This window comes from Vibrio sp. V23_P3S9T160 (assembly GCF_963886625.1).
GTDB classification, from domain to species: domain Bacteria; phylum Pseudomonadota; class Gammaproteobacteria; order Enterobacterales; family Vibrionaceae; genus Vibrio; species Vibrio anguillarum.
Window position 1 is genome coordinate 20,606 of the sequence record NZ_CAWPDB010000022.1, and the last position, 25,321, is coordinate 45,926.

At 45.9% G+C, this 25,321-nt stretch carries 23 protein-coding genes and 1 riboswitch; of the genes, 2 read left to right on the forward strand and 21 right to left on the reverse strand.

All coding sequences use genetic code 11. From position 1 onward, the window contains the following. The first annotated feature begins 8 nt into the window (after positions 1-8). Positions 9-1,553, forward strand: coding sequence for an alanine/glycine:cation symporter family protein (locus AACU59_RS01380; protein WP_017043180.1), 1,545 nt, complete (start codon positions 9-11; stop codon positions 1,551-1,553). A gap of 86 nt (positions 1,554-1,639) precedes the next feature. On the opposite strand, the gene AACU59_RS01385 is transcribed toward AACU59_RS01380, so the two are convergent. From AACU59_RS01385 to guaB, 5 genes are all read right to left on the reverse strand, one after another. Further along, entirely contained in the window at positions 1,640-2,248 is a 609-nt protein-coding gene (locus AACU59_RS01385) for an acetate uptake transporter (RefSeq protein WP_094144566.1), read from the reverse strand. Between the two features lie 179 nt (positions 2,249-2,427). Then, complete coding sequence (locus tag AACU59_RS01390) at positions 2,428-4,116, reverse strand: chitinase (protein ID WP_094144565.1); 1,689 nt, start codon at positions 4,114-4,116, stop codon at positions 2,428-2,430. Between the two features lie 280 nt (positions 4,117-4,396). Next, a complete protein-coding gene (gene thiD / locus AACU59_RS01395; RefSeq protein ID WP_094125635.1) occupies positions 4,397-5,254 on the reverse strand; it encodes a bifunctional hydroxymethylpyrimidine kinase/phosphomethylpyrimidine kinase in 858 nt (285 codons plus the stop codon). A 100-nt stretch (positions 5,255-5,354) separates the two neighbouring features. Further along, positions 5,355-5,465: riboswitch (TPP riboswitch) on the reverse strand. 49 nt (positions 5,466-5,514) lie between these two features. Further along, on the reverse strand, positions 5,515-7,068 hold the full coding sequence (guaA, locus tag AACU59_RS01400) for a glutamine-hydrolyzing GMP synthase (protein WP_094125634.1): 1,554 nt from the start codon (positions 7,066-7,068) through the stop codon (positions 5,515-5,517). Between the two features lie 81 nt (positions 7,069-7,149). Beyond that, a complete protein-coding gene (gene guaB, locus AACU59_RS01405; protein WP_026028100.1) occupies positions 7,150-8,613 on the reverse strand; it encodes an IMP dehydrogenase in 1,464 nt (487 codons plus the stop codon). Positions 8,614-8,843: 230 nt separating this feature from the next. Between guaB and xseA the strand changes: the two genes are divergently transcribed. After that, on the forward strand, positions 8,844-10,175 hold the full coding sequence (gene xseA / locus AACU59_RS01410) for an exodeoxyribonuclease VII large subunit (RefSeq protein ID WP_094144564.1): 1,332 nt from the start codon (positions 8,844-8,846) through the stop codon (positions 10,173-10,175). A 4-nt stretch (positions 10,176-10,179) separates the two neighbouring features. On the opposite strand, the gene AACU59_RS01415 is transcribed toward xseA, so the two are convergent. The 16 genes from AACU59_RS01415 to iscU form a co-directional block, all read right to left on the reverse strand. Further along, positions 10,180-10,404: a zinc ribbon domain-containing protein gene (locus AACU59_RS01415; RefSeq protein WP_199871416.1), complete on the reverse strand. Its 225-nt coding sequence runs from the start codon at positions 10,402-10,404 to the stop codon at positions 10,180-10,182. Positions 10,405-11,025: 621 nt separating this feature from the next. After that, positions 11,026-12,513 (reverse strand): ribosome biogenesis GTPase Der, encoded by a 1,488-nt coding sequence (gene der, locus AACU59_RS01420; RefSeq protein ID WP_029388206.1) that lies wholly within the window; start codon positions 12,511-12,513, stop codon positions 11,026-11,028. 149 nt (positions 12,514-12,662) lie between these two features. After that, positions 12,663-13,823, reverse strand: coding sequence for an outer membrane protein assembly factor BamB (gene bamB / locus AACU59_RS01425; protein ID WP_094145056.1), 1,161 nt, complete (start codon positions 13,821-13,823; stop codon positions 12,663-12,665). Positions 13,824-13,835: 12 nt separating this feature from the next. After that, on the reverse strand, positions 13,836-14,450 hold the full coding sequence (locus tag AACU59_RS01430) for a YfgM family protein (RefSeq protein WP_094128338.1): 615 nt from the start codon (positions 14,448-14,450) through the stop codon (positions 13,836-13,838). 38 nt (positions 14,451-14,488) lie between these two features. Continuing rightward, positions 14,489-15,757 (reverse strand): histidine--tRNA ligase, encoded by a 1,269-nt coding sequence (gene hisS, locus AACU59_RS01435; RefSeq protein WP_019282105.1) that lies wholly within the window; start codon positions 15,755-15,757, stop codon positions 14,489-14,491. A 25-nt stretch (positions 15,758-15,782) separates the two neighbouring features. Continuing rightward, on the reverse strand, positions 15,783-16,907 hold the full coding sequence (gene ispG / locus AACU59_RS01440) for a flavodoxin-dependent (E)-4-hydroxy-3-methylbut-2-enyl-diphosphate synthase (protein WP_010320399.1): 1,125 nt from the start codon (positions 16,905-16,907) through the stop codon (positions 15,783-15,785). Positions 16,908-16,915: 8 nt separating this feature from the next. Next, positions 16,916-17,860 (reverse strand): cytoskeleton protein RodZ, encoded by a 945-nt coding sequence (rodZ, locus tag AACU59_RS01445; protein ID WP_094132401.1) that lies wholly within the window; start codon positions 17,858-17,860, stop codon positions 16,916-16,918. Positions 17,861-18,161: 301 nt separating this feature from the next. Next, entirely contained in the window at positions 18,162-19,283 is a 1,122-nt protein-coding gene (locus tag AACU59_RS01450; protein ID WP_026028096.1) for a bifunctional tRNA (adenosine(37)-C2)-methyltransferase TrmG/ribosomal RNA large subunit methyltransferase RlmN, read from the reverse strand. Positions 19,284-19,492: 209 nt separating this feature from the next. Next, positions 19,493-19,918, reverse strand: a complete 426-nt coding sequence (gene ndk / locus AACU59_RS01455) for a nucleoside-diphosphate kinase (RefSeq protein ID WP_013857494.1) — start codon at positions 19,916-19,918, stop codon at positions 19,493-19,495. Positions 19,919-19,990: 72 nt separating this feature from the next. Then, complete coding sequence (gene pepB, locus AACU59_RS01460; RefSeq protein WP_026028095.1) at positions 19,991-21,286, reverse strand: aminopeptidase PepB; 1,296 nt, start codon at positions 21,284-21,286, stop codon at positions 19,991-19,993. Positions 21,287-21,470: 184 nt separating this feature from the next. Then, positions 21,471-21,665: a Fe-S cluster assembly protein IscX gene (gene iscX / locus AACU59_RS01465; RefSeq protein WP_010320404.1), complete on the reverse strand. Its 195-nt coding sequence runs from the start codon at positions 21,663-21,665 to the stop codon at positions 21,471-21,473. Between the two features lie 50 nt (positions 21,666-21,715). After that, positions 21,716-22,054 carry an ISC system 2Fe-2S type ferredoxin gene (gene fdx, locus AACU59_RS01470; protein ID WP_010320405.1) on the reverse strand — a complete coding sequence of 113 codons (339 nt, stop codon included), beginning with the start codon at positions 22,052-22,054 and terminating at the stop codon, positions 21,716-21,718. 11 nt (positions 22,055-22,065) lie between these two features. Continuing rightward, entirely contained in the window at positions 22,066-23,919 is a 1,854-nt protein-coding gene (gene hscA / locus AACU59_RS01475; protein ID WP_094145057.1) for a Fe-S protein assembly chaperone HscA, read from the reverse strand. Between the two features lie 21 nt (positions 23,920-23,940). Beyond that, a complete protein-coding gene (gene hscB, locus AACU59_RS01480) occupies positions 23,941-24,456 on the reverse strand; it encodes a co-chaperone HscB (RefSeq protein ID WP_026028094.1) in 516 nt (171 codons plus the stop codon). 66 nt (positions 24,457-24,522) lie between these two features. Next, positions 24,523-24,846: an iron-sulfur cluster assembly protein IscA gene (gene iscA / locus AACU59_RS01485; protein ID WP_010320408.1), complete on the reverse strand. Its 324-nt coding sequence runs from the start codon at positions 24,844-24,846 to the stop codon at positions 24,523-24,525. A gap of 62 nt (positions 24,847-24,908) precedes the next feature. Beyond that, entirely contained in the window at positions 24,909-25,292 is a 384-nt protein-coding gene (gene iscU / locus AACU59_RS01490; RefSeq protein WP_010320409.1) for a Fe-S cluster assembly scaffold IscU, read from the reverse strand. Positions 25,293-25,321: the final 29 nt, after the last annotated feature.

The window sequence follows — 25,321 nt, forward strand, 5'->3', positions numbered from 1 at the left end:
AAATGCATATGCAGTCATTTGTTGATTTTCTGAATGGAATAATCTGGAGCCCGGCGCTAATTTATTTATGCCTTGGTGCGGGTTTATTCTACTCAATTGTGACCCGATTCGTTCAGGTCCGTCACTTTTTTGAAATGTGGCGACTTCTTCTTTCCGGAAAAAGCTCAACCAAAGGGATATCCTCTTTCCAAGCTTTGGCCGTTTCACTTTCGGGACGCGTCGGTACGGGTAATATTGCAGGCGTAGCCGCAGCAATTGGTTTTGGTGGCCCTGGTGCTATTTTCTGGATGTGGGTAGTGGCCTTTTTTGGTGCCGCGACTGCTTATGCTGAATCAACTCTGGCACAGATTTATAAAGAAGAAGATGAAGGTGAATTCCGTGGTGGTCCCGCTTATTACATCGAAAAAGCGATGGGACAAAAATGGTATGCATGGATCTTCGCCATTTCCACCATCTTTGCCTGTGGTGTGCTTTTACCTGGCGTGCAATCCAACAGCATTGGTAATGCCGTAGAAGCGGCTTTTGGGGCTGGCCCAATCATTGAAACCACTATCGGTAGCTTCACTTTTGCTAAGATTTTTACTGGTACCGTAGTGTCAATTATTTTAGCTTTCATCATCTTTGGTGGTGTTAAGCGTATCGCTAACTTCACACAGGTCGTGGTGCCATTTATGGCTTTGGCCTATGTCATTACTGCGTTTGTTATCATCCTGCTTAACATCAGTGAAGTACCACGTATTTTTGCCATGATCATTGGTGATGCGTTCACACCAATGGCAGGTATTGGTGCTGCGATTGGTTGGGGGGTAAAACGAGGTGTTTACTCAAACGAAGCAGGCCAAGGTACTGGACCGCACGCTGCGGCTGCCGCGAGTGTTGATCACCCTGCGCAGCAAGGTTTAGTGCAAGCCTTTTCTATCTACATTGATACTTTGCTGGTCTGTTCCGCAACCGCGTTCATGATTCTGATCACTGGTGCTTATAACGTACACGGCGGCGCAGAAGGTGCATTTTTAGTACAGAACATCGCGGCGGATATTAGTGCCAATGGCCCAGTATTTACCCAAATGGCGATTGAGAGCGCACTACCGGGCGTGGGTAAACCTTTTGTTGCGTTTGCTCTGTTCTTCTTCGCCTTTACCACGATCTTGGCATACTACTATATTGCTGAAACGAACATTGCTTACATTCGCCGCACCTTTAAAGTCGATGGCCTGATGTTCCTTCTTAAAGTAGTGATCATCGCAACGGTATTCTACGGCACAGTGAGAACCGCGAACCTTGCTTGGGCAATGGGTGATGTGGGCGTGGGTTTGATGGCGTGGCTAAACATAGTCGGGATTTTGATCATCTTCTTTATGGCTAAACCAGCTATTGCAGCACTCAAAGATTATGAAGAGCAACAAAAACAAGGTGTCGATGAGTATCTTTTCAACCCAGTAAAACTCGGCATTAAGAATGCGACATATTGGGAAGGAAAATATAAACGCAAAACGGGGCAAGAGCCAACCGTAGAAGAAAGCTCCGTGGGTGTTGAACAACCATCATCCTAACGATTAGCTCATCAGCAAAAAGCATTCAAGGTAAACGCAAAAAGGGTTAGCAAACGCTAACCCTTTTTCTTTTTCATCAACCCGTATTAGGCTGCGATTTCTTGTGTCGTCAACTTTTCGACAACAGCGTTTTGCGCTTTCTTTTCACCAATCGGTAAAATAACACGGCCATATTCATTATTCAGAACTTGAGCCATTGCAAAATAAATCGCACTTGCGCCACAGAAGATGCCTTCAAAGCCAGCAATCGTGCCGATAAGTTCGCTACCAGTGAAATCACGCGCAGCTAGTAAAGCAAATAGAATGGTCAGTGAGCCGAATACCACTTGTTTAGCACGTGGGTAGCACAATGAACCGATAAACATGAAACCAGTGAAAATGCCCCACAACGTTAAGTACCAACCCATAAAGTGAGCAGGGCTTGCTGGTAGTCCCATATATGGCATGACAATCAGGCCAACCAATGTGAGCCAAAATAGGCCGTAAGAGGTAAACGCTGTGGTACCAAAAGTGTCACCACGTTTGAAACACATGATACCCACGATGACTTGACTTAAACCACCGTAGAAAATACCCATCGCCAAAATCATAGAGTCGATAGGAAAAAAGCCTGCATTATGGATATTAAGCAGGATAGTCGTCATGCCAAAACCCATTAGGCCTAGCGGCGCTGGATTGGCCAATTTAGTAGACATTCGCGAGTACCTTAAAAAATGTTGATAAAAATTACGCGCGGATTTTAGTGGAGTAGCACACAAAATGGAAAGAACGTTAACGAAAACTAAGATTGTAAATTTAACCACTTAATTGTTCAAAAAGAGAGCAGAGCAACCGAATTCGATCGTGCTGCTCTCCTTTTGCTAAATGTTACTCTCTATTGACAGTTTATTTCATCCCAAAACCAGTTACTTTGCGTGGGTGATTCCCATACTCCGGGGTTGTTTTTAGCCATAAAACACTTTCCATTATGCGTAATTTTATCGCCATTTTTTGCAACAGTAACCCCTGCAACCCAGTTTGAAAAATCACTGCTTGGTAGCGTAGGCTCTGGCGTGACGGGCGGTTCTGGCTCATTGACGACTGGCGGAGGCTCAACAGGGTCAGGCGTTGTGGGCGCTGTTGGTTCACCTGTAATAAGCTTCCAAGGATCACCTTGAGTGGGTTCATTACCTTGTGACCACCACTTAGCTTCATAAGTAGCGTCTTTATAGCTCACCTTATCGCCCGTGTTATATACCTTTGTCGATTCCCAGCCGACGATGCCATCCACTGGCGGCTCTGGTGGCGTACCGGGATCAATCGCATCCACAACACGCACTTGTGGCCAGCTTGAATGTGAGCCATAAAAGTTAGTCACACACTTTTCGTAATCACCAGCCACAAGGGCTGAATACGCGGTTTGGAAACCAACCAGTTCACATTCAAACGAGTAGCCACCTGGCCGATCAGAGTAATATTTCCAATTACCATCCCAGTTGGTATACAGCACATCTGTCGCACCGTTCAAATTTAAGCTGCCGTAAGGTGTTTGCTGCCAACAGGTGTTCTTTTCATCTGACTCAATCGGTATTTGATAATGATCCGCTAGCCCTTCCCAGTAGCGAATGCGATTAACCGGTTGACCTTTATCCTTATTCTGTTCACCACACTCAATGCCGCCATTGATAACGTTAATTGTGGTGCCAAAACCATAGCCAATACCAGCATCGCTTTCACGTTGCGAAGGTGTCCATGTACGGTCAATTACGTGCAACATTGCCGGCTTCGGTGCTTGAGGTGTTAAGAAGAACCAAATCGCTGAGGCTAAATTCAACCAAGAATCAGCGACTAATCCGGGGTTATTGAGCAGTACTTTGGCATCACCATCAAACATCACTTCAGAAAAAGCGCCATAGTTGAAATGGTAAGAGAGCTGCTTCGCGCCTCGACCAAAATACCCTTGCCCGGCGGCGCACGGCCAACGAGCATTTTGCCAATCATTTTGGCCACAACCGGTTGTATAGCCACTTTGCCCTTCAGACCACCCCATTTCACGTACATGAACCAGTGCTTGCTGCCACTCTTCAAGCCCATTAGGGTTATCAGATACGTTGTCTTTCGCAATGTGGCCACCCGTTTCTTGTGAGAAATGGGCAAAAGCCGTCACAATGGATTTTTTACAAATTGCGTCAGAATCTCGGCCATCCGTATATTCGCCACAAAACGCGGGGAATTTGCCAATTGCCCGTAAGAAGCGTGTGTAGGTGTATTCGGGAGCCGCCATTTGAGTTAAGAAATCCCACTCGTACTGTGGAAAAACTCGTTCAACACGCTTGACGTTTTCAGGGTTAGAACTTAAACCCGGTACTATTGCTTCAACAATCGCATTCGAACGCGTTTCTAGTGCTTTCGACCAGATGGCATACATAGGATCCGCTGTTTTGGCTTTTTCTGCCGCTTGTAGCTCTACTTTAGAGACAATATAACCCGCGGAATTTTCAGGGTCAGGTAAGATATTTAACGCGTAACTGTTTGCGGCTAAGACACTGCTAATCAGCACGGCTAAATGCTTTGTTTTCAACATATCAATCCCTTATTTTTTGCTTAGTGGGTACGGTGAAAATAGTATGGATAGCCGAGCCATTGTTGACAGTGAAACTTATTAATTAAATGTCAAAATGCGAGTGGTTTCATCATGATGTAAACCAATTATCGTACGGCGACATCGCCCTTTGAAGGCAAGTCGATAAATATGAAAAAGCCTCAAAAAAGCTTGAGGCTTTTAGAGTTCAATCTATTTTTCATCAGGTTAAGTGAACAACCAATGCCTCAAATTTCTCAAGCATCATCGCACCGGCAATGGCTTAGCGCACATGAGCGTGGCCAGTAAAAAAGTGATGAACTGGGCCGCGACCTTGGCCAACATCCAGCTCATCGGCATAGCCAATAGCTTGCGAGATATACTGTTTAGCCAAATACACGGATTTGTGCAGGTTATTACCTTGAGCAAGATAGGAAGCAATCGCGGAAGAGAGCGTGCAACCCGTCCCATGGGTATTTTGGGTTGGAAAGCGCTTCGCACTGAGTAATTCTGACGAAGATTGCATGATCAAAAGATCATTGCTGTTTGCATCTTGTTCTAAATGCCCACCTTTTAGCAGCACCGCCTTTGCACCCAACGCTCGTAAATCAGCCACCATACCGCTCATTTCGACTCCAGATTGAGGAACCGGCTTGCCAGTAAGTACTGCTCCCTCAAATAAATTGGGGGTAATAATGTCAGCCAAAGGAATCAATATTTCTTTTAATGTACTGATTGCCGATTGCTCAAGTAATAAATCACCACTGGTCGCCACCATCACGGGGTCAATCACAAGGCTCTTGGGTTGGTATTGCTGCATTTTTTTGGCAACGATCTTGATGATACTGGCATCGGCTAGCATGCCAATTTTAACGGCCACGATCTTCAAGTCGCTAAAGACGGCATCTAACTGGCTTTCGATATGATCAAGTGGAATGGGGAAAATGGCGGAGACGCCTTGAGTATTTTGTGAAGTAATGGCGGTAATAACGGAACACGCGAAACTGCCAGTTGCCGATATCGCTTTTATGTCGGCTTGAATGCCTGCCCCTCCACCGCTATCAGACCCTGCGATAGTGAGTACAACAGGTATGTTTAATAGCGTCGTTTCTTGTGTGTGTTTCTGTATTGGTTGTGCCATGGTCGCTCCTATGACAAGACATACAGGAACTGACTTTGACCGTGGCTTGGAAAGTTCGGTAATCGAATTTACAAAGGTTAGCCGTTGTTATTCGGCTCGTGACAAAGTGCTCATAGTTCCCTACGTCAGTATTAACTGAATCAGGTTCGACGGGTCTCGAATTTCGATCTCAGCCGATGCAGAATCTGCATCGGCTCCCCGACTATTTCGCAGCAATCATAACAGGGCACTCACAGAAGGAGTACGCTTTTCTGGAGGAATTATTCCCACTCAATGGTGGCTGGTGGCTTACCTGAAATATCGTAAACCACACGAGAAATACCATTAACTTCATTGATGATACGGTTAGAAACCTTACCCAAGAACTCATAAGGCAGGTGCGCCCAATGTGCTGTCATAAAGTCAATGGTTTCCACTGCGCGTAGCGATACAACCCAATCGTATTTACGTCCATCACCCATAACGCCTACCGAACGAACAGGTAAGAAAACCGTGAAAGCTTGTGACACTTTGTTATACAGATCAGCGGCATGCAGCTCTTCAATGAAAATAGCATCGGCGCGGCGCAGCAAATCACAGTACTCTTTCTTCACTTCGCCCAACACGCGTACGCCAAGGCCAGGGCCTGGGAATGGATGACGGTAAAGCATGTTGTAAGGCAGACCAAGCTCTAGGCCAATCTTGCGTACTTCATCTTTGAAAAGCTCACGCAGTGGTTCAACCAATCCCATTTCCATATCATCAGGCAAACCGCCAACGTTATGGTGAGATTTAATCACGTGCGCTTTACCTGTTTTAGAGGCGGCCGATTCAATCACATCTGGGTAAATCGTGCCTTGCGCAAGCCATTTCGCATTTTTCAATTTCTTTGATTCTTCATCAAAGATATCAACAAACACATGGCCGATGATTTTGCGTTTCGCTTCCGGATCAGACTCACCTTGCAGTGCGTTGAGGAAACGATCTTCTGCATTAACATAAATGATGTTTAAACCAAACTTGTTGCCAAACATATCCATTACTTGCTGAGCTTCATTCAGACGCAATAGGCCGTTATCAACGAATACACAGGTTAATTTATCGCCAATCGCTCGATGAGCCAGCATCGCCACAACTGACGAATCTACACCACCCGATAGGCCAAGGATCACTTCATCGTCGCCGACTTGCTCTTTAATACGAGCAACCGCATCTTCGATGATAGACTCAGCCGTCCATAGACGCTCGCAACCACAAACGTTGAGAACGAAATTCTCAAGCATTTTTAGACCGTTTTTGGTGTGCGTCACTTCTGGGTGAAACTGCACGCCATAATATTTTTTCTCTTCATTCGCCATTGCCGCATAAGGACAAGTTTCCGTTTGCGCTGTTTTGACAAAATCAGCCGGAATTTGCACCACTTTATCTCCGTGGCTCATCCAAACGTCTTGCGTTAGCTCAAGGTCGCTAAACAGGGCCGATTCACCCATTAGCTGTACAGCTGCATAACCAAATTCACGTTCCTCAGAACTGGCCACTTTTCCGCCCAACTGTTCAGCCATGGTTTGCATGCCATAGCAAACACCAAACACAGGGACGCCAGAATCAAACACATATTGTGGCGCACGCGGAGAGTTGGCTTCAGTCACGCTTTCAGGGCCACCAGAAAGAATAATGCCATCTGGGTTGAATTCACGGATGTCCGCTTCTTCAACATCCCAGCTCCACAGCTCACAATAAACACCGATTTCGCGAACACGGCGGGCAACCAGTTGTGTGTACTGAGAGCCGAAATCTAAGATCAGAATACGTTGGTCATGGATATCTTTAGTCATTTAAGGTCAATCTCAATCATTAATGTAGTGGATGGGGAGCATCGCGCTCCCCATAAGCTTCAAGCTATTCGTGGTTCGTCATTAACCCAAGCGGTAGTTTGGCGCTTCTTTGGTAATTTGAACGTCGTGCACGTGTGACTCTTTCATACCTGCACCAGAGATACGAACAAACTCGGCTTTAGTGCGCAAATCTTCGATAGTGGCCGAGCCAGTTAAGCCCATGCTTGAGCGTAAACCACCCATTTGTTGATGAACGATCTCTTTTAGACGGCCTCGATAAGCGATACGACCTTCGATCCCTTCAGGTACAAGCTTGTCAGCTGCATTGTCAGATTGGAAATAACGATCAGAAGAGCCTTGAGACATTGCACCCAGCGAACCCATACCGCGGTAAGCTTTATATGAACGGCCTTGGAACAAAATAACTTCACCCGGAGCTTCTTCAGTACCAGCAAACATGGAGCCGACCATCACGCAAGATGCACCAGCAGCAATCGCTTTACAAATATCGCCAGAAAAACGAATACCGCCATCAGCAATCACAGGAATACCGTATTGATCAGCCACTTCAGCTGCATCAGAAATCGCCGTAATTTGAGGTACACCAACACCCGTTACAATACGCGTTGTACAGATTGAACCCGGGCCAATACCGACTTTGACCGCGCTTACGCCCGCGTCAATTAGAGCTTTCGCACCGGCACCCGTTGCAACATTACCGCCGATAATATCGAGATCAGGATAAGCGGCGCGCGTTTCACGAATACGGTTAAGTACACCTTCTGAATGGCCATGAGAAGAGTCAATCAATAGAACATCCACTCCCGCTTCCACTAATGCTTTTACGCGCTCTTCATTGCCAGCACCGGCACCAACAGCCGCACCAACACGCAAACGCCCTTGTTCATCTTTACAAGCATTCGGTTTGCGTTCTGCTTTATGGAAATCTTTCGCGGTAATCATACCAGTCAGTTTGAATTCATCATTCACTACCAAGACTTTTTCAACACGCGCTTTGTGCATGCGCTCTTGTACATCCTGACGAGATGCGCCCTCTTTAACTGTGGCTAAGCGATCTTTTGGTGTCATGACTGCTTCAACTTTTTTTGTTAAATCAGTAACAAAGCGAATATCGCGGCCGGTGATGATACCGACAAGCTCATTGTGATCGCTCACCACAGGGAAACCGGCAAAACCATGTTTCTCTGTCAAAGCAATCACATCTTGAATGGTTGCATCAGGGCGAACTGTTACTGGCGCAGTGACTACACCCGCTTCAAAAATTTTGACAAGACGGACTTGTTCAGCCTGCTCTTCAATGGGCATATTTTTGTGGATAAAACCAATACCACCCTCTTGGGCAAGAGCGATCGCAAGGCGAGCCTCTGTCACTGTATCCATAGAAGCTGAGATCATCGGAATGTTCAGTGCGATATTTTTGGTCAGCTGAGTATGGAGATCGGCTGTGTTTGGGAGAACGGTGGAGTGTGCTGGTACGAGAAGAACATCATCGAATGTCAGCGCTTCTTTGGCAATTCTTAGCATTTGCAATATCTCACAATTAAGAGGAGTGAATAAAAGGTAAATCCAAGTTGTCTCAATTTGCCCTAATACACAATGAACAGGATAAATCGATTTGGATTTGATATTGCGGTCGGATTATACGCCCGAGGTAATCGCTTGACCACTCATTTTTTCATTTTTAATTTGCATTCCGACCCTTGATATGTATTATATTGCGGCTAATTTCCATACCCTCGTCTAGGGGATTAGCCTTGCCTTCTTTGACCAACGAAAACATCTACACTGTCTCCCGTCTCAATGCTGAAGTACGCCTGTTACTTGAAAATGAAATGGGTATTGTGTGGCTCGTTGGTGAAATATCGAACTTCTCCGCTCCGGTTTCTGGCCATTGGTACCTCTCACTCAAAGATTCTCGCGCGCAGGTAAAATGTGCGATGTTCAAAGGCAATAATCGCTTTGTGACATTCAAACCTAAAAATGGCCAGCAGGTACTTGTTAAAGCGCGTCTTTCTCTTTATGAACCCAGAGGTGACTACCAAGTCATTATCGAGAGCATGCAACCCGAAGGGGATGGTCGTCTCCAGCAAGATTTTGAAAAGCTGAAGATGCAGTTGGCCGCAGAAGGGCTGTTTGCACAATCCAATAAGTGCCCCTTGCCGGAAAATCCTCAATGCGTCGGAGTTATTACTTCAAAAACTGGCGCAGCCCTGTTTGATATTCTTGATGTGCTCAAGCGGCGCGATCCAAGCTTGCCCGTCATCATTTATCCTACACTGGTTCAAGGCGAACAAGCGGCCATTCAAATTGCTCAAGCAATTGGTAGAGCAAATGCGAGGCAAGAGTGTGACGTATTGATTGTGGGTCGCGGTGGCGGTTCTTTAGAGGACTTATGGTGTTTTAACCACGAGATCGTAGCGCGCACAATTGCCGCTAGTCAGATCCCAATTATCAGTGCCGTCGGGCATGAAATCGATGTGACGATTGCTGATTTTGTGGCTGACGTACGTGCCCCAACCCCCTCCGCTGCTGCAGAATTAGTCAGCCGAGACAACAGTAATAAGCGACAAGCTTTCGCCTCATACCAACACAAGCTACAAAGTGCGATGCGCTATTACACTAGTCAACAAGCGCATCATTTACGCGCTTTGGTTCACGCGCTAGAGAAACAGCACCCCACTTATCGCTTGCAGCGTCAAAGCCAGCAACTTGATGACACAGAAATGCGCCTACAGCGGGCGATACAGCGCTATATTTCGACTCAGCGCGAGCACATTGGCCAGCAATACCATCAACTGCAGTTGCATTCTCCCGTACAAACCTTAGCGAAGCAGCAGCATCGACTAGCCAAAAGCGAGCAACGATTGCTGGACGTAATGGAGAAAAAACTCCTGCGCACAGCACACCGTTTAACGCTAGCTGCAGAGAAGCTTGACGCAGTAAGCCCATTAGCGACACTAAAACGAGGCTATTCGATCACGCGAGATAGCTCAGGCAAAGTGATTCACCGCGCTTGCGATCTAAAAACTGGCGATCAATTGATTACGCGAGTGGCGGATGGCGAAGTTTTCTCTACCGTTAATTAATCACTTAATCTTGTGCTTGAAACTCAAATCGAATCTTAGATTTTGATTTGAGCTCATTGCATGAATTACAGAAAAAGTTTGCTGCGCCACACGCCTGCAATTTCTCCAGCTCAGAATCACACTCAGGGCAAAAACCAATTTTGTTAAAGTGATGTTTGCACTGAGCACAATGGTAACGCCCATCCCACGCCAGTGGATTTTGGCAACAAGGGCAAAGATTTTCCTGCATATTGATCCCATCTCTCTTTGTGTCTTTCACATAACATCTTTCACATAGTGTGATTTTGGTAGATGTTTTATATCGTTCGTTTTAATAGATAGCTCGTTTGCGTAGATAGATCATGCATGTGATAGCCGACACTTCATCAAACGGCACGTATGGTCTCGGATTATCGAGAGTTCAGCTTTGATCTCTATCACAATACCTTTAGGCTCACCAACCACCTCATACACATTAGGCTATGATCGATAAAAGATCTCTGCCTGATCATTTGCTTTATCTGCTCCGTTCAGCGATCTACTCTCAAAAGAACATTTATATAACCACACACCGAAAGCATAAGTTACATATTCTGCATATGGATTTATAACGATACAAAATTCCATTTAATAGCTAATAAATCAAAAAAACAAGAATATATTAAAATGATCTTTTGGCGAAATGTTCTACTCATTTTGTTTGATACTTATACAAAGCAGCAACGTTGCCGTGCTCTGTTTTTCACTCAATCATTTTGGTACTGCACTTCATTTCCAGACCGCCACGTTAAGTGAGGTTCTATCGCCAATGATAAATTTTAGGCAAAAAAATACCCAAGTCTAAACTTGGGTATTTCAGTTATGAGGAAGGCTACTTGCTGCGTCCTTTCATCATCGTCATTAAGCGTTTACGTTTACGCTCTTGAGATAAGGTCAGCTTATTCACTTTTCCTTCAAATGGGTTATCACTGCTTTGGAACTGGATACGAATAGGCGTACCCATGATTTCTAAAGACTTACGGTAATAGTTCATCAAATAACGTTTGTAAGAATCTGGCAGCTCATTCACCAAGTTACCGTGTACAACGATAATCGGCGGGTTATAACCACCTGCGTGAGCGTATTTAAGTTTTACGCGGCGGCTACGAACCATAGGCGGTTGGTGATCATCGGTTGCCATTTTAAGAATGCGAGTCAATACCGATGTACCAACACGTGTTGTCGCCGATTTATACGCTTCTTGAACCGATTCAAATAGATGACCAACACCCGTACCATGCAATGCAGAGATAAAGTGGATACGAGCAAAATCGACAAAGCCTAAACGGCGATCGAGCTCTTTCTTGACACGTTCTTTGACGTCGTTATCGAGCCCATCCCACTTATTGACTGCAAGCACTATCGAACGTCCGGCGTTTAGTGCAAAACCTAGCAGGCTAAGATCTTGATCTGAGATATTCTCACGAGCGTCAATGACTAACAGAACAACGTTTGCATCTTCAACTGCTTTTAAGGTTTTGACGACCGAGAATTTTTCAACCGTTTCGTTAATGCGAGTACGACGACGCACGCCAGCAGTATCAATCAATACATACTCGCGCTCATCACGCATCATCGGGATGTAGATGGAGTCTCGCGTCGTTCCGGGCATGTCGTAAACCACAACACGCTCTTCACCGAGAATGCGGTTGGTGAGTGTCGATTTACCGACATTCGGACGGCCAATGATCGCCAGTTTTATCGGCTGATCTTGCAGACGTTTGTATTCAGCTTCGGCTTCTTCTTCGGTGTAATCTAACTTTTCTTCTTCGGCATCTTCAAAGTCGGTTAGATCTTCGATTTCGCCTTCAGCCTGCTCGATCATTTCTTCAGCAAGTGGATTCAAAGCTCGGTCGATAAGGATCCCAACACCACGGCCATGAGCTGCAGCAATTTGGTACATTTGATCGACGCCCAATTGCCAAAACTCAGCACTTGCAGCATCAGCGTCAATGCCATCCACTTTATTCACGACTAAAATAGCGCGCTTTTCAATCTTACGCAGATGTTGGGCTATCACTTCATCAGCCGCCGTTAAACCAGCGCGACCATCAACCATAAATAGCACAACATCAGCTTCATCAATCGCGGCCAATGACTGTTGAGCCATTTTCGTTTCTACACCCTCTTCACTACCATCAATACCGCCGGTATCGATAACAATGAAGTCGTGCTCACCCAATTTAGCTTGGCCATATTTACGGTCACGCGTTAAACCGGGGAAATCCGCCACCAACGCATCGCGAGTGCGAGTTAATCGGTTAAACAACGTAGATTTACCGACATTGGGACGCCCAACAAGAGCAACAACAGGAACCATACTAACCTCTACAATATTTTCTCTTATGTAGTTATAGGTAAACACTTGCTAGCAAGCATTAAATTTTTACCTATAACCACATCTATTTATTCAATAAAACGGCCCCTAACTGTTACCAGCCAGGAGCCGAATGTGAATTATATCACGATTTATTTTTTAATCGTCAGTTTCTTTACATTGCCATTACGGGTCATGCTGACATAACCATCATCGACAGCGAGAGGACTCACCGCAAAACCGCTCTTATCAACCAATTGTTGGGCAACGAATTCGCCACTGCTGCGATCAATCCAATGTAGATACCCTTCACTGTCACCTAGCACAAGGTAGCCATTGATAATCGCTGGCGCAGTTAGCAAACGGTGTTCAAGCTGTTTGTTGCTCCAAAGTTCGGTACCGCTTCTTGCATCCACAGCCACCACATGATCTTTGTCGGTCACCACAAATAATCGGCCACCATCGCTAGCCATGTCTGTTGCTGAAGAGTAATTCCGCTTCCAAGCTGGTTTGCCCGAACGCAGATCAATGGCGATCAACTGGCCATTAAAACCAACCGCATACAGCATGCCGCCAATCACGATAGGTGAGGCATCAACATCGACTAGGCGGTCAATTTCAGTGGCACCTTTAGGCATGCCAATCGGTTGTTGCCAAATCAACTGACCACGCTCAACGATAGCGGCAGCAAGACGGCCACCTGAGGTTCCCCAAAAAACACCGCCCGATACCGCAACAGGTTTGCTGTCGCCTCTCAACGTTAAATTAGGAACTTCAGTACTGATGGTCCATTTTTGCTCACCCGTCGCTTGGTCTAAACTCACCAAAGTGCCACGACTGGTATTAACAATGATAATATTCGCATCTGCAGCCGGAGCTGCTAGCACTTCACCGTCGACTTTAACTTGCCATACAAGCTCACCCGTAGCTTCATTAAGCGCAGTAACTAAACCGTTTTCACTACCAATGTAAATTTGGCTATAGGCCGCCGCTATACCGCCGGATAAACGCATGGTGCCATCTTGTTCAAGATCGGTTTTCCACAGCTCTTTACCCGTTTTAGGGTTTAAGGCTTTCACCAAACCATCACGGCTAGCAATAAATACTTTGTCGTAAGCGTATTCTGGAGATAACTTTGAGAAGTAATGCCCTACGCCATCACCAATCGATGCGCTCCACTGAGTTGTGGGCGTAAATTCACTGGTTACCATTGGCACAGGAGCCATGATAATGGTGTCTTCTTCACTAGCACACCCTGCAAGTGCTCCAAGCACAACGGCAGAAACGAGCACTTTGTTGAACAACTTTTTCATCAACTTGTGCCCTTATTTGGCAAGATCGTCCAGTTTCATCTGTAGCGTTTGGCTTGCATCGTCAGCTTGTTGTGCTTCCGTGTATGCCGCATAAGCCGCGTCCGTATCGCCTTTACGCAATGAGATATCACCACGTAGTTCCGCAATGCGTCCCGCCCACCCTTTCTCTGTGATGGTCGTAAGATCAGCTAAGGCGGCATCAAACTGGCCTTGTTCCGCTTTAATACGGGCCACGCGATAGGTTGCTAACGGTAGAATAGCATCATCTTTAGTGTTTGCTTTTGCCCATTCAAGCTGCGCTAAAGCTTCATCAATTTGACCCGCTTCTACTTGAACTTTTGCAAGTTGTAGTGCGGCTAAGACGGCATATTCTGTACCTTTATTACTATCAACAAAGCTCTCAACAACCATCTCAGCTTCTGCGCCTTTTGCCGCTAACTGAGTTACCGCTTTGCTATAACTTTCAGAAGCGGCTTCTTGCGCAGCAATAACGCTATCTTGGTAGTAACGCCAACCAAACAAGCCACCAAGGCCAATTACAGCACCAAAGATCACGGCTTTACCGTTCTCTTTCCACCAATCTTTTATCGCTTCAACTTGTTGTTCTTCAGTATCGTAGAGTTCCACTTCCTGTCCTCTTTAATAGATGTCTCAAATGCGCTTGCTTACACAAGATGCGTCAGTTTGCTCGCGACTTCAGTTTGAGAAATCGTAATTTGTTCACCACCGATAAGATCTTTGAGAACTACTGTGCTTTCTGCGACTTCATCTTCGCCTAATACCAAAGCCACCGCAGCGCCCACTTTATCAGCACGTTTAAATTGTTTTTTGAAGTTACCACCACCAAAATGGTTCATAACACGCAGCCCCGGAACCTGTTCACGCAACTGCTCAGCAAGTTTCATTGCTGCCATCATAGTGCCTTCACCCGCACTGACCATGTACACATCGACACTGCGACGCACGTCGGTCAGTTCCAGTGTTTCCATCATCAGCACTAAGCGCTCTAACCCCATGGCAAAACCCACTGCCGGTGTCGCTTTGCCACCCAGTTGTTCTACCAAGCCATCATAACGTCCACCGCCACAAACCGTACCCTGAGCACCTAAGCTTTCAGTGATCCACTCAAATACGGTGCGGTTGTAGTAGTCTAGGCCGCGCACCAAGCGCTCGTTAACTTGATATTCGATACCCGCAGCAGTAAGAAGTTCACATAAGCCTGCAAAATGTTGCTTGGATTCTTCATCTAGATACTCAGACAATTTGGGTGCGTCACCTAAAATCGCTTGAATATCTGGATTTTTAGTATCGAGTACTCGCAGTGGGTTGGTGTACATGCGACGTTTGGCATCGTCATCCAACACCTCTTGATGCTGCTCTAAATAGTCAATCAAAGCGGTGCGGTAATTGGCACGCGCTTCAAGAGAACCAATTGAGTTCAGTTCCAAACGAACATGTTTGTCGATGCCTAATTCACGCCACAAACGCGCGGTCATCATAATCAGCTCGGCATCAACATCAGGGCCATCCAGGCCAAACACTTCAACCCCACATTGGTGGAATTGACGGTAGCGCCCTTTTTGCGGACGTTCATGACGGAACATCGGCCCCATGTACCATAAACGTTGCTCTTGGTTGTAGAGCAAACCATTTTCGATACCAGAACGGACACAACCTGCGGTACCCTCTGGGCGAAGCGATAAACTGTCACCATTGCGATCTTCAAAAGAATACATCTCTTTTTCAACCACATCGGTCACTTCACCGATCGCACGGCTAAATAGATGTGTCATCTCAACGATAGGCATACGTACTTCATTGTAGCCATATGCACTAATCACGTTTTTCACTGTGCCTTCCACTTTTTGCCAAAGTGGAGACTGAGTTGGGAGGCAGTCGTTCATGCCTCGAATTGCTTGAATTGTTTTTGCCACAATACTTACCGTAAGGTCGTTGAGATTAATTTTGTTCGATTTGAGTCACGTTGATTCGGTTCTTCTCATCGAGAATAGAAGCCTTCGCGCGAATTTTCGCTTCGAGTTGGCTGACCAGATCATCGTTATCAAAACGCTCTTTCTGGCGGACGCCGTCTTCGTAGAATGCACTTTTCTTGTTGCTGCCAGCCAAACCAAGATGAGAAGCTTCAGCTTCACCTGGGCCATTAACCACGCAACCGATGATCGAGACATCCATAGGTGTCAAAATATCTTCCAAACGTTGCTCTAACGCATTGACTGTGGCGATCACATCAAACTCTTGACGTGAACAGCTTGGACAAGCGATGAAGTTAATGCCTCGCGAGCGAATACGCAGCGATTTAAGAATATCAAAGCCGACTTTGATCTCTTCGATCGGATCCGCAGCCAGTGAAATACGCAGCGTGTCGCCGATGCCTTCGGCAAGCAGCATACCTAAGCCCACTGCCGATTTAACTGCACCGGCTCTTGCGCCTCCTGCTTCCGTAATACCAAGATGCAGAGGTTGGGCAATCTGTTTAGCCAGTAGACGGTAGGAATCAACGGCGAGAAAAACATCCGATGCTTTAACGCTGACTTTAAATTGATCAAAGTTGAGTCTTTCAAGAATATCGACATGACGCATCGCTGACTCGACTAAAGCGGCCGGTGTTGGCTCACCATATTTCATTTGGATCTCTTTTTCGAGCGACCCACCATTCACGCCAATCCGAATGGGTATGTTCTTGTCACGTGCGCAATCGACCACGGCGCGAATACGTTCTTCGTTGCCAATGTTACCAGGGTTGATACGCAAGCAATCAACGCCATATTCGGCGACTTTCAACGCAATGCGGTAATCAAAATGGATGTCAGCCACCAGCGGGATGGATACTTGCTGCTTGATCAACTTGAACGCTTCTGCCGCGTCCATTGTCGGTACTGAAACCCGTACGATATCAGCCCCGACTTTTTCTAACGCTTTAATTTGGGCGACCGTTGCCGCAACATCGGTAGTGCGCGTGTTGGTCATAGATTGAACAGCAATAGGAGCACCATCACCGATGGGCACATTACCGACATAAATACGCGTCGATGAACGACGCTTAATTGGAGATTCGTGTTGCATAGTATTTTCTAAGGTAAGGTGAATCGAGCGACTTTACCGGAAGTATACCCAGAAAGGTCTACAGGTTCACTTGCAAATGTCATTGAAACGCTTTCAGGCGCGCCAAGAATGATTTGAAACGGAGCTTCACCTTGCAAGGTTACGGTTTGCCCTGATTTTTTAATCCCAGTGGAAAGGGTTTTGCCTGCTGCATCTTTCACCTGAATCCAACAATCTGCGCTGAATGTGAGCGTTAGAGGAGCGTATGGATTCGTTGCATCCTGCGGTGGCGTCTTATCCAATACAGGATCGTCGCTCGCACTCAGGTCGGCTTCGGCTGTATCATCTTCAGGTGAAGGGATAAGTTCTGCAGCCTGAGTGTTGATTTCTACAGGGGCATCCACCGCTTCTGCTTCTACTTGAGATTCGTCAACCGTAGGTACTAATTCAGGAACGGTCGTGAAATCCTCATCTCGCAAACGCTCAACCGATGTCGAAGTGATTGATGGTGAACTCTCAACCACAACATTCTCTTGTTCTTGGTTTTGCCACCACCATAATGAGGAAATACCAATAATGATGGCAAAAATACCCCATGTCAGCGTCATAATACGGCTATCGTGTTTCTCTCGCTTGGTTTTCTTCGAAAAACTTTGCATCGGTTGTTCAGCGACAACCGTAGGATAGCAATCATCAAAGGAAGCTAAAATAACTGACTCTTTGATCCCGACGGCCTTCGCATAGGAACGTAAATAACCGCGAGTAAACGTCGCCACTTGGTCCGAGGCGAAGTTATTCTCTTCTAAACTCTGAATGATAGAGAGACGTAACCGCAACCTATCGGCAACTTGCTTTTGCGTTAATCCCAACGCTTCACGCTTTGCCTTTAATAAAGTACCGGGTTGCACCGTGTCTGTTTTTACATCTGCAATAATCTGTTCTTGTTCAGTAGTCATCCGTTTTGTACATCTCATTATGTTATGGCTCGAATGGCACCGTCATCACTTTTATTGTTATTAGTTCGTAGTAATAAAATGGTGCATTCCAACACGGTGAAAAATTTGCATTCATTGATGCAGGCGACAGTTCAAATTTAACATTACGTCAGTTAGCAATTCTAATGGATATTTGACGTTAAACAACATGGCTTTAGGAAAGAAATTACAGCTAGGTCAATATTTTTCATAAAATTGACGTCAAAATCGCGGAAAATTATTTCAAATGGTAAAAATGCACAAAGCCAGAGGAATCTCTGGCTTTGCTTTATCATCCGATTTAGACCGATTTGACAGGAATGACATCGCCACCCATTTGTTTCATTTTGGTCCGTTTGGTTCTATCAATCACATCACCCACTAGCTGCCCACAAGCGGCATCAATATCATCACCACGAGTTTTACGCACCGTCACTGTGTGTTCATACTGCATCAGTGTTTTTTGAAAACGGTCAATACGTGAATTACTCGGTTTTTTATAAGGTGAACCGGGATAAGGGTTAAATGGGATCAGGTTAATTTTGCACGGCGTGCCTTTCATCAACTTAGCCAATTCGTGCGCGTGGTCCATATCGTCATTGACGTGATCCAGCAGCACATATTCCACCGTAACCTTGCCACGGTTTGCATTTGAAGTGGCGATATAACGACGCACTGAGGCTAAGAAATCTTGAATATCCCAGCGATCATTGATCGGCATAATTTCGCTGCGTAATTTGTCATTGGGTGCATGCAATGAAATCGCTAATGCAACATCGATTTGCCCTGTCATTTGATCAAGACCAGAAACCACGCCCGAAGTCGACACGGTGACACGACGTTTTGACAAGCCAAAACCTAAATCATCCAGCATGATCTCTAACGCTGGGATCAAGTTTTTCATGTTGAGCAAAGGCTCACCCATCCCCATCATTACTACGTTAGTAATCGGACGACGACCCGTCTCTTTCTCAAGGCCAATTTCTCTCGCTGCGCGCCAAACTTGCCCGATAATTTCAGACACTTTGAGGTTACGGTTAAAACCTTGCTGAGCCGTTGAACAGAATTTGCATTCCAGAGCACAGCCAACTTGGGAAGAGACGCACAAAGTCGCTCGGTCTTCCTCTGGGATGTAAACCGTTTCAACATCTTGATCGCCAACACGCATCGCCCATTTAATCGTACCATCAGACGAGTGTTGTGCTTGTGAAACGATCGGCGCGCGAATTTCACAGCGTTGTTGCAGTTGCTCACGCAGTTTCTTGTTGATATTGGTCATTTGTTCGAAGTCATCACAACCAAAATGGTAGATCCACTTCATGACCTGATCAGCGCGGAACGCTTTTTCACTGAGCTCTTCAGCAAAAAATTTACGCAGACCTTGGCGATCAAAATCAAGCAGATTGACTTTTTCAATAGTCATGTGGCCTCTCAACGACGGAAACAATAAATAAGGGCGCGAATTGTACAGCCTTTATGCAGTAACAACAAGGGTTGTACAACCCTTCAATTACTAAGTCATTCAATGCTTGGCGGATTGTTTTTACTCTGCAGCTCCCAATCATACGAGTATAAAAAAGCCTCACAACGTGAGGCCTTAATCGAAATAATTTGGGATAAAAAACGCCAAGATTAACGAGAGAAAATCTCTGATTCTGGGAAGAAAAAAGCGATTTCACGTGCCGCCGATTCAGGACTATCACTGCCATGAACTGAGTTATGGCGCATGCTTAATGCGTAATCAGCACGAATGGTTCCACATGCCGCTTCTTCTGGGTTAGTTTTACCCATTAATTCGCGGTAACGAGCAATAGCATCTTCACCTTCAAGCACTTGAGCCATGATCGGCCCTGAGGTCATAAATTCTTTTAGTGCTGGAAAAAACGCTTTGCCTTCATGCTCAGCATAAAAGCCGCTCGCTTGCTCTTCGTTCAAATGTACCATTTTCGCAGCGATAATACGCAAACCTGATTTTTCGATACGGTGATAGATTTCACCAATCAAGTTACGTTCTACCGCATCGGGTTTAATGATAGAAAATGTTCTTTCTAGAGCCATAAGGTTATCCTTTTTCTTTTGTTTTTTTAGTTATAGTGAACCGCCCAAAACAGAGAGTTGAGCGGTTTTTCATTATTGAGCTTGGTCGGTCAAAATGCGTGCTAATGTACGCACCCCCATTGCCGTTGCACCTGCGGCCCATTTATCGCTTGCTGATTTGCGGTAAGTACCAGCGCAATCAAAGTGCAGCCACCCTTTTTTGTAATCTTCAACAAAGTAAGAGAGGAAGGCCGCTGCGGTACTTGCTCCCGGTGAATAATCACCTGAGCTGATGTTAGAGAGATCCGCAAAGCTTGAAGGTAACATAGAGCGATGAAACTCAGCCAAAGGCAGAGGCCATAAGCCTTCTTTCTCTTGGTGAGCTGCCACCAATGCCTGCTGTGATAAGCTCTCATCAAAGCTCAGCAGTGCATGGTAATCATTGCCGAGTGCATTTTTGGCGGCACCCGTTAATGTCGCGCAATCAATAATAAGCTGTGGTTTTTGCTCGTTGGCATAAATCAAGCCATCGGCCAACACTAGGCGGCCTTCTGCATCGGTGTTCATTATTTCAACTGTTGTGCCGTTTTTATAAGTGATGATATCACCCAGTTTCAAGGCGCGTCCGGAAACCATATTTTCTGCACAACACAAAATGAGTTTCACACGTTTATTAAAACCACGCATGATAGCCAAACCAAGGCCACCGGTGATCGTTGCAGCGCCCCCCATATCTGCTTTCATCGCCGACATAAAGTTGGACGTTTTTAAACTGTAACCACCAGAATCAAAAGTAATGCCTTTGCCAATTAAGCAAGCAAAAACAGGAGCACTTTCTTTTCCTGTCGGATTGTAATCGAGTTGCAGCATGGCTGACGTACGCTCGGAGCCGCGACCAACCGCATAAATACCTTCCCAACCTTCGGTGAGTAGATCTTTATCTTTGACAATACGGTAGCTGACATGCTCAGGGGCTAGCGATTTGATGAACTCAGCCGCCATGGTCGCTAACTGACGCGGAGCGACTTCTTCGGCGCTTTTATTGATGATATCGCGCGTCCATTCCGTCGCTTTAATACGATATTCTAACTCGGCTTGATCTGACTCACTCAGTGGTTGCCATTCTAGTGTGTTGAGTTTTTTCGCTTCACGATAACCTTGGTAGAAAGCCCAAATATTTTCTAAGTGCCAACCGTCACCTTGTAGGCTGATAGCTCTGATAGCTTGCCCATCAAGCTTACGTGCCGCGCGCTGAACCGCGCTGAGTTCATGCTCACTCTCAATAGCATGAATTGTGGCACCATTTTCTGAAAACGAAACAATCGCCTTTTCTCCCCACTGAGGCTGGGCAGCTTGTTGGCTGATAAATACGGACATCTTTGTAGACATGGTTTCTCCTTGCCTGAATATGGCCTCACCTGTGCCATTACGATTAAATAACCAAGGGATGTTAGCATTTTGTAGGGTCAAAATGTCAACTTGATAAAAAAACGGACCATTCGGTCCGCTCTTTTTAGTTAAAATTGTTAACTCTGTGATGTTTTACTGAATAACCATCATGTTAGCAATAGTCTTAGTCGATCTCTTCCATCCAACATAGAATAATCGCTTCGAGAATTTTTTCGTTGGAACGGTTTGGCTCATCATCAAACTCTTCCAGTTCCATCACCCACTGGTGTAGATCCGTAAAACGTACATTTTTAGGATCTACGTCTGGGTATTGCTCACAAAGCTCGATCGCAATGTCACGAGAATCGGTCCATTTCATTTTGCTTTCCTTTTACAAACAGTGAACGGGCGTTAATACACTCAATAGGATTAATGATCTTCAGAAGCCAGATTGAGTGTGTACTTTGGAATTTCAACCACTAAATCTTCGTTAGCGACTCTAGCTTGGCAGCCAAGGCGAGATTCAGGTTCAAGACCCCACGCTTTATCAAGCATGTCATCTTCCAACTCATCACTCTCATCAAGTGAGTCAAACCCTTCGCGAACGATAATATGGCAAGTCGTGCATGCGCAGGATTTTTCACACGCATGTTCAATAGCGATACCATTTTTCAGCGCCACATCCAGTACGGTTTCTCCTGCTTGCGCTTCCAGAACGGCACCTTCAGGACAAAGCTCTTGGTGAGGTAACACAATAATCTTAGGCATAATTTTTCTCTTTAAATATCATCTACCGATTGACCAGCAAGTGCACTGCGAATGGATTTATCCATACGGCGTGAAGCAAAATCTTGGCTGGCTTTGTCTGTCTCTTTAATTCCTTGCTCGATGGCATCGGCGCTATCACCATTACGCAGCACAATTAAATCTTCTATTGCATTCAGAAGGATCTGCTTTTCTGACTCAGATAACAATTCATCACCATCGGCCTGTAAGGCAGAGATCAAACCTTCGATTACACGATCGGCTTCTACACGTTGCTCTGCCAGAGCGCGAGTCTGCATATCTTGTTTGGCAAACGTCATCGAATCTCGCAGCATATTTGCTACTTCATTATCACTCAGTCCATACGAGGGCTTAACTTGAATTTCCGCCTGAACTCCCGTACTTTTTTCCATCGCTGTCACAGAGAGTAAGCCATCTGCATCAACTTGATAAGTTACGCGGATATGCGCGGCACCCGCCGTCATTGGTGGAATACCTTTTAGTGAAAAACGAGCCAATGAGCGGCAATCGTCTACCATCTCACGTTCGCCCTGCACCGTATGGATGCTCATGGCTGTTTGACCATCTTTGAAGGTGGTGAATTCTTGAGCTTTCGCAACAGGAATGGTGGTGTTACGTGGGATGATTTTTTCCACTAAGCCACCCATGGTTTCAATACCCAGCGACAGAGGAATGACATCCAGCAGTAGCATTTCTGAATCGGGTTTATTACCCACCAAAATGTCGGCTTGAATTGCTGCACCAATCGCGACAACTTCATCAGGGTTGATGCTAGTTAGTGGTGTGCGACCAAAAAATTCACCGACTAAATCTCGAACCAGTGGCGTACGAGTTGAACCGCCGACCATCACCACTTCAAACACTTCATCTGCAGTAATCTCGGCATCTTTGAGTGCTCGACGACACGATAGTAAGGTTTTTTTTACTAGTGGCGTGATGAGTTGGTTAAACTCATCGCGAGTTAAACGCCCTTGCCAACCCAGCACAGAAACCTCGACACTATCGGTATCAGATAAGGCAATTTTCGCTTCGGTGGCCGCATCAAGCAATGCTCGTTGCTGCTCAGCAGTGAGCGGTTCAGCTAAGCCGATTTGGCTCAAAAAATGGTCAGCAATCAAATGGTCAAAATCATCACCACCGAGCGCAGAATCGCCACCAGTCGCGAGTACCTCAAACACGCCTTTCGACAGGCGTAAGATAGAGATATCAAACGTACCGCCACCTAAATCATAAACCGCAATCACACCTTCTTGCGCTGAGTCTAAGCCATAGGCAATCGCTGCAGCGGTAGGTTCATTGAGTAAACGCAGTACGTGCAAGCCAGCAAGTTGAGCGGCATCTTTGGTGCCCACGCGTTGCGCATCATCAAAATAAGCAGGTACGGTAATCACCACGCCCGCTAATTCACCACCTAACGACGCTTCGGCACGCTGAGCAAGAGATTGAAGAATATCGGCGGAAACTTGAATCGGGTTCTTATCACCTTGCGCCGTTTGCAAAATAGGCAAACCGTTGTCACTGGCTTTGAAGCGATAAGGCAATGTGGGATAACGCGCCTGAATGTCAGCCAGTGAACGGCCGATCAAACGCTTCACAGAAATGATGGTATTGGCAGGATCAACTTGCGCGTGTGCTCTGGCATCAAAGCCTACGCAACGCTCTTGAGCCGAATAGTGGACCACCGAAGGGAGGATCGAGCGTTCTTGTTCATCAGCAAGCGTCGTCGCATTACCGCTTCGAACCGATGCGACTAATGAGTTGGTTGTCCCCAAGTCGATACCCGCTGCGAGTTTATGCTGATGCGGCGCAGAGCTTTGACCGGGTTCTGCAATTTGAAGTAATGCCATGGGTTGGTCCTTATTATCGAACTAGCCGAGTAACTGTTCTTCGACTCTTTCTATTTCATTTTTGAGCTTGGCAATAAATTTAAGCTTGCGAACCGTATCAGCCGCAAGGTTCCATTGAGCCTGATTAAGTTGTTGCTCAACCAAGGTAAGATGCTGTTTATACATCTTGCTAACTCTGTTTTCAAAATCGAATAACGCACTTTCAACATCAGACTGTGAGGCGATGGCTTCAAGCTCTTCTCGCAGCTCCATTTGCTCCATTAAAAACAGCGGATCTTGCATGGTTTGGTGTTCTGCGCGTAACTCTATGCCTTGTTCAAGCAACAAGTATTCTGCGCGACTGATCGGCGATTTTAATGTTTGATAAGCATCATTGATTTGTGAGGCGTTTTGCACAGCAAGCAGGCGATCTCGCTCAGACGCAGTGGCAAAATTGTCGGGATGAAACCGTTTTTGCAGCGCACGAAACTGAGAAGAAAGAAGGCTACCATCCAGTGCAAACTGACTTGGTAGCCCAAATAATTCAAAATAGTTCATTAACACATTGCTCCTAGTGCTCGACACTAGGCTCAAGCGAGCCTAGTCACGCCGAAAGCCAATCCGTTACACGTTGAAGCTTTCACCACAACCACATTCGCTTTTTGCATTCGGGTTGTTGAACTCAAAACCTTCGTTTAGCCCTTCTTTGACATAGTCAAGCTGTGTGCCATCAAGGTAGACGAGGCTTTTCGAATCGATAATCACTTTGACACCATGATCTTCAAACACTTCGTCTTCTTCGTTAACGTCATCAACGAATTCAAGCACGTAAGCCATACCCGAGCAGCCTGTTGTTTTCACTCCAAGACGTAAACCTACGCCTTTGCCTCGGTTATCTAGGAATGCTCGAACGCGATGCGCTGCTGTTTCAGTTAAGGTAATGGCCATACTACAACCTTAGATTCTTAGTTTGAACTTATGGGAGTGAACCATCATTCACTCCCTTAATATTATTGTTGGTGTTTCTTTTTATAATCGGCAACGGCAGCTTTGATCGCATCTTCCGCCAAAATCGAACAGTGAACTTTCACTGGTGGAAGCTCTAGCTCTTCCGCGATTTCAGAGTTCTTAATCGCTGCCGCTTCGTCAATGCTCTTGCCTTTCACCCATTCAGTAACCAGTGAGCTCGAAGCAATCGCGCTACCACAACCGTAGGTTTTAAATTTTGCATCTTCAATGATGCCTTCTGGCGTCACTTTAATTTGTAGCTTCATTACGTCGCCACAAGCTGGAGCGCCAACCATACCACTACCAATGGTTGGATCTTCTTTATCAAAAGAGCCAACATTACGTGGGTTTTCATAGTGATCAATTACTTTTTCGCTGTATGCCATGATAGTTACCTCTAATCCTCTATTTCCTT

Excerpts from the sequence above, each read along its gene's own strand:
- rodZ (WP_094132401.1), bottom strand. The coding sequence starts at position 17,860 with ATGAGATGTACAAAACGGATGACTACTGAACAAGAACAGATTATTGCA.
- bamB (WP_094145056.1), bottom strand. The coding sequence starts at position 13,823 with ATGAAAAAGTTGTTCAACAAAGTGCTCGTTTCTGCCGTTGTGCTTGGA.
- AACU59_RS01450 (WP_026028096.1), bottom strand. The coding sequence starts at position 19,283 with ATGACTATTGAAAAAGTCAATCTGCTTGATTTTGATCGCCAAGGTCTG.
- iscA (WP_010320408.1), bottom strand. The coding sequence starts at position 24,846 with ATGGCCATTACCTTAACTGAAACAGCAGCGCATCGCGTTCGAGCATTC.
- hscA (WP_094145057.1), bottom strand. The coding sequence starts at position 23,919 with ATGGCATTACTTCAAATTGCAGAACCCGGTCAAAGCTCTGCGCCGCAT.
- fdx (WP_010320405.1), bottom strand. The coding sequence starts at position 22,054 with ATGCCTAAGATTATTGTGTTACCTCACCAAGAGCTTTGTCCTGAAGGT.
- guaA (WP_094125634.1), bottom strand. The coding sequence starts at position 7,068 with ATGACTAAAGATATCCATGACCAACGTATTCTGATCTTAGATTTCGGC.
- AACU59_RS01385 (WP_094144566.1), bottom strand. The coding sequence starts at position 2,248 with ATGTCTACTAAATTGGCCAATCCAGCGCCGCTAGGCCTAATGGGTTTT.
- der (WP_029388206.1), bottom strand. The coding sequence starts at position 12,513 with ATGGTTCCTGTTGTTGCTCTTGTTGGGCGTCCCAATGTCGGTAAATCT.
- guaB (WP_026028100.1), bottom strand. The coding sequence starts at position 8,613 with ATGCTAAGAATTGCCAAAGAAGCGCTGACATTCGATGATGTTCTTCTC.
- ndk (WP_013857494.1), bottom strand. The coding sequence starts at position 19,918 with ATGGCTCTAGAAAGAACATTTTCTATCATTAAACCCGATGCGGTAGAA.
- AACU59_RS01380 (WP_017043180.1), top strand. The coding sequence starts at position 9 with ATGCAGTCATTTGTTGATTTTCTGAATGGAATAATCTGGAGCCCGGCG.
- AACU59_RS01415 (WP_199871416.1), bottom strand. The coding sequence starts at position 10,404 with ATGCAGGAAAATCTTTGCCCTTGTTGCCAAAATCCACTGGCGTGGGAT.
- pepB (WP_026028095.1), bottom strand. The coding sequence starts at position 21,286 with ATGTCTACAAAGATGTCCGTATTTATCAGCCAACAAGCTGCCCAGCCT.
- hscB (WP_026028094.1), bottom strand. The coding sequence starts at position 24,456 with ATGAACTATTTTGAATTATTTGGGCTACCAAGTCAGTTTGCACTGGAT.
- iscU (WP_010320409.1), bottom strand. The coding sequence starts at position 25,292 with ATGGCATACAGCGAAAAAGTAATTGATCACTATGAAAACCCACGTAAT.
- thiD (WP_094125635.1), bottom strand. The coding sequence starts at position 5,254 with ATGGCACAACCAATACAGAAACACACACAAGAAACGACGCTATTAAAC.
- iscX (WP_010320404.1), bottom strand. The coding sequence starts at position 21,665 with ATGAAATGGACCGATTCTCGTGACATTGCGATCGAGCTTTGTGAGCAA.
- AACU59_RS01390 (WP_094144565.1), bottom strand. The coding sequence starts at position 4,116 with ATGTTGAAAACAAAGCATTTAGCCGTGCTGATTAGCAGTGTCTTAGCC.
- ispG (WP_010320399.1), bottom strand. The coding sequence starts at position 16,907 with ATGCAACACGAATCTCCAATTAAGCGTCGTTCATCGACGCGTATTTAT.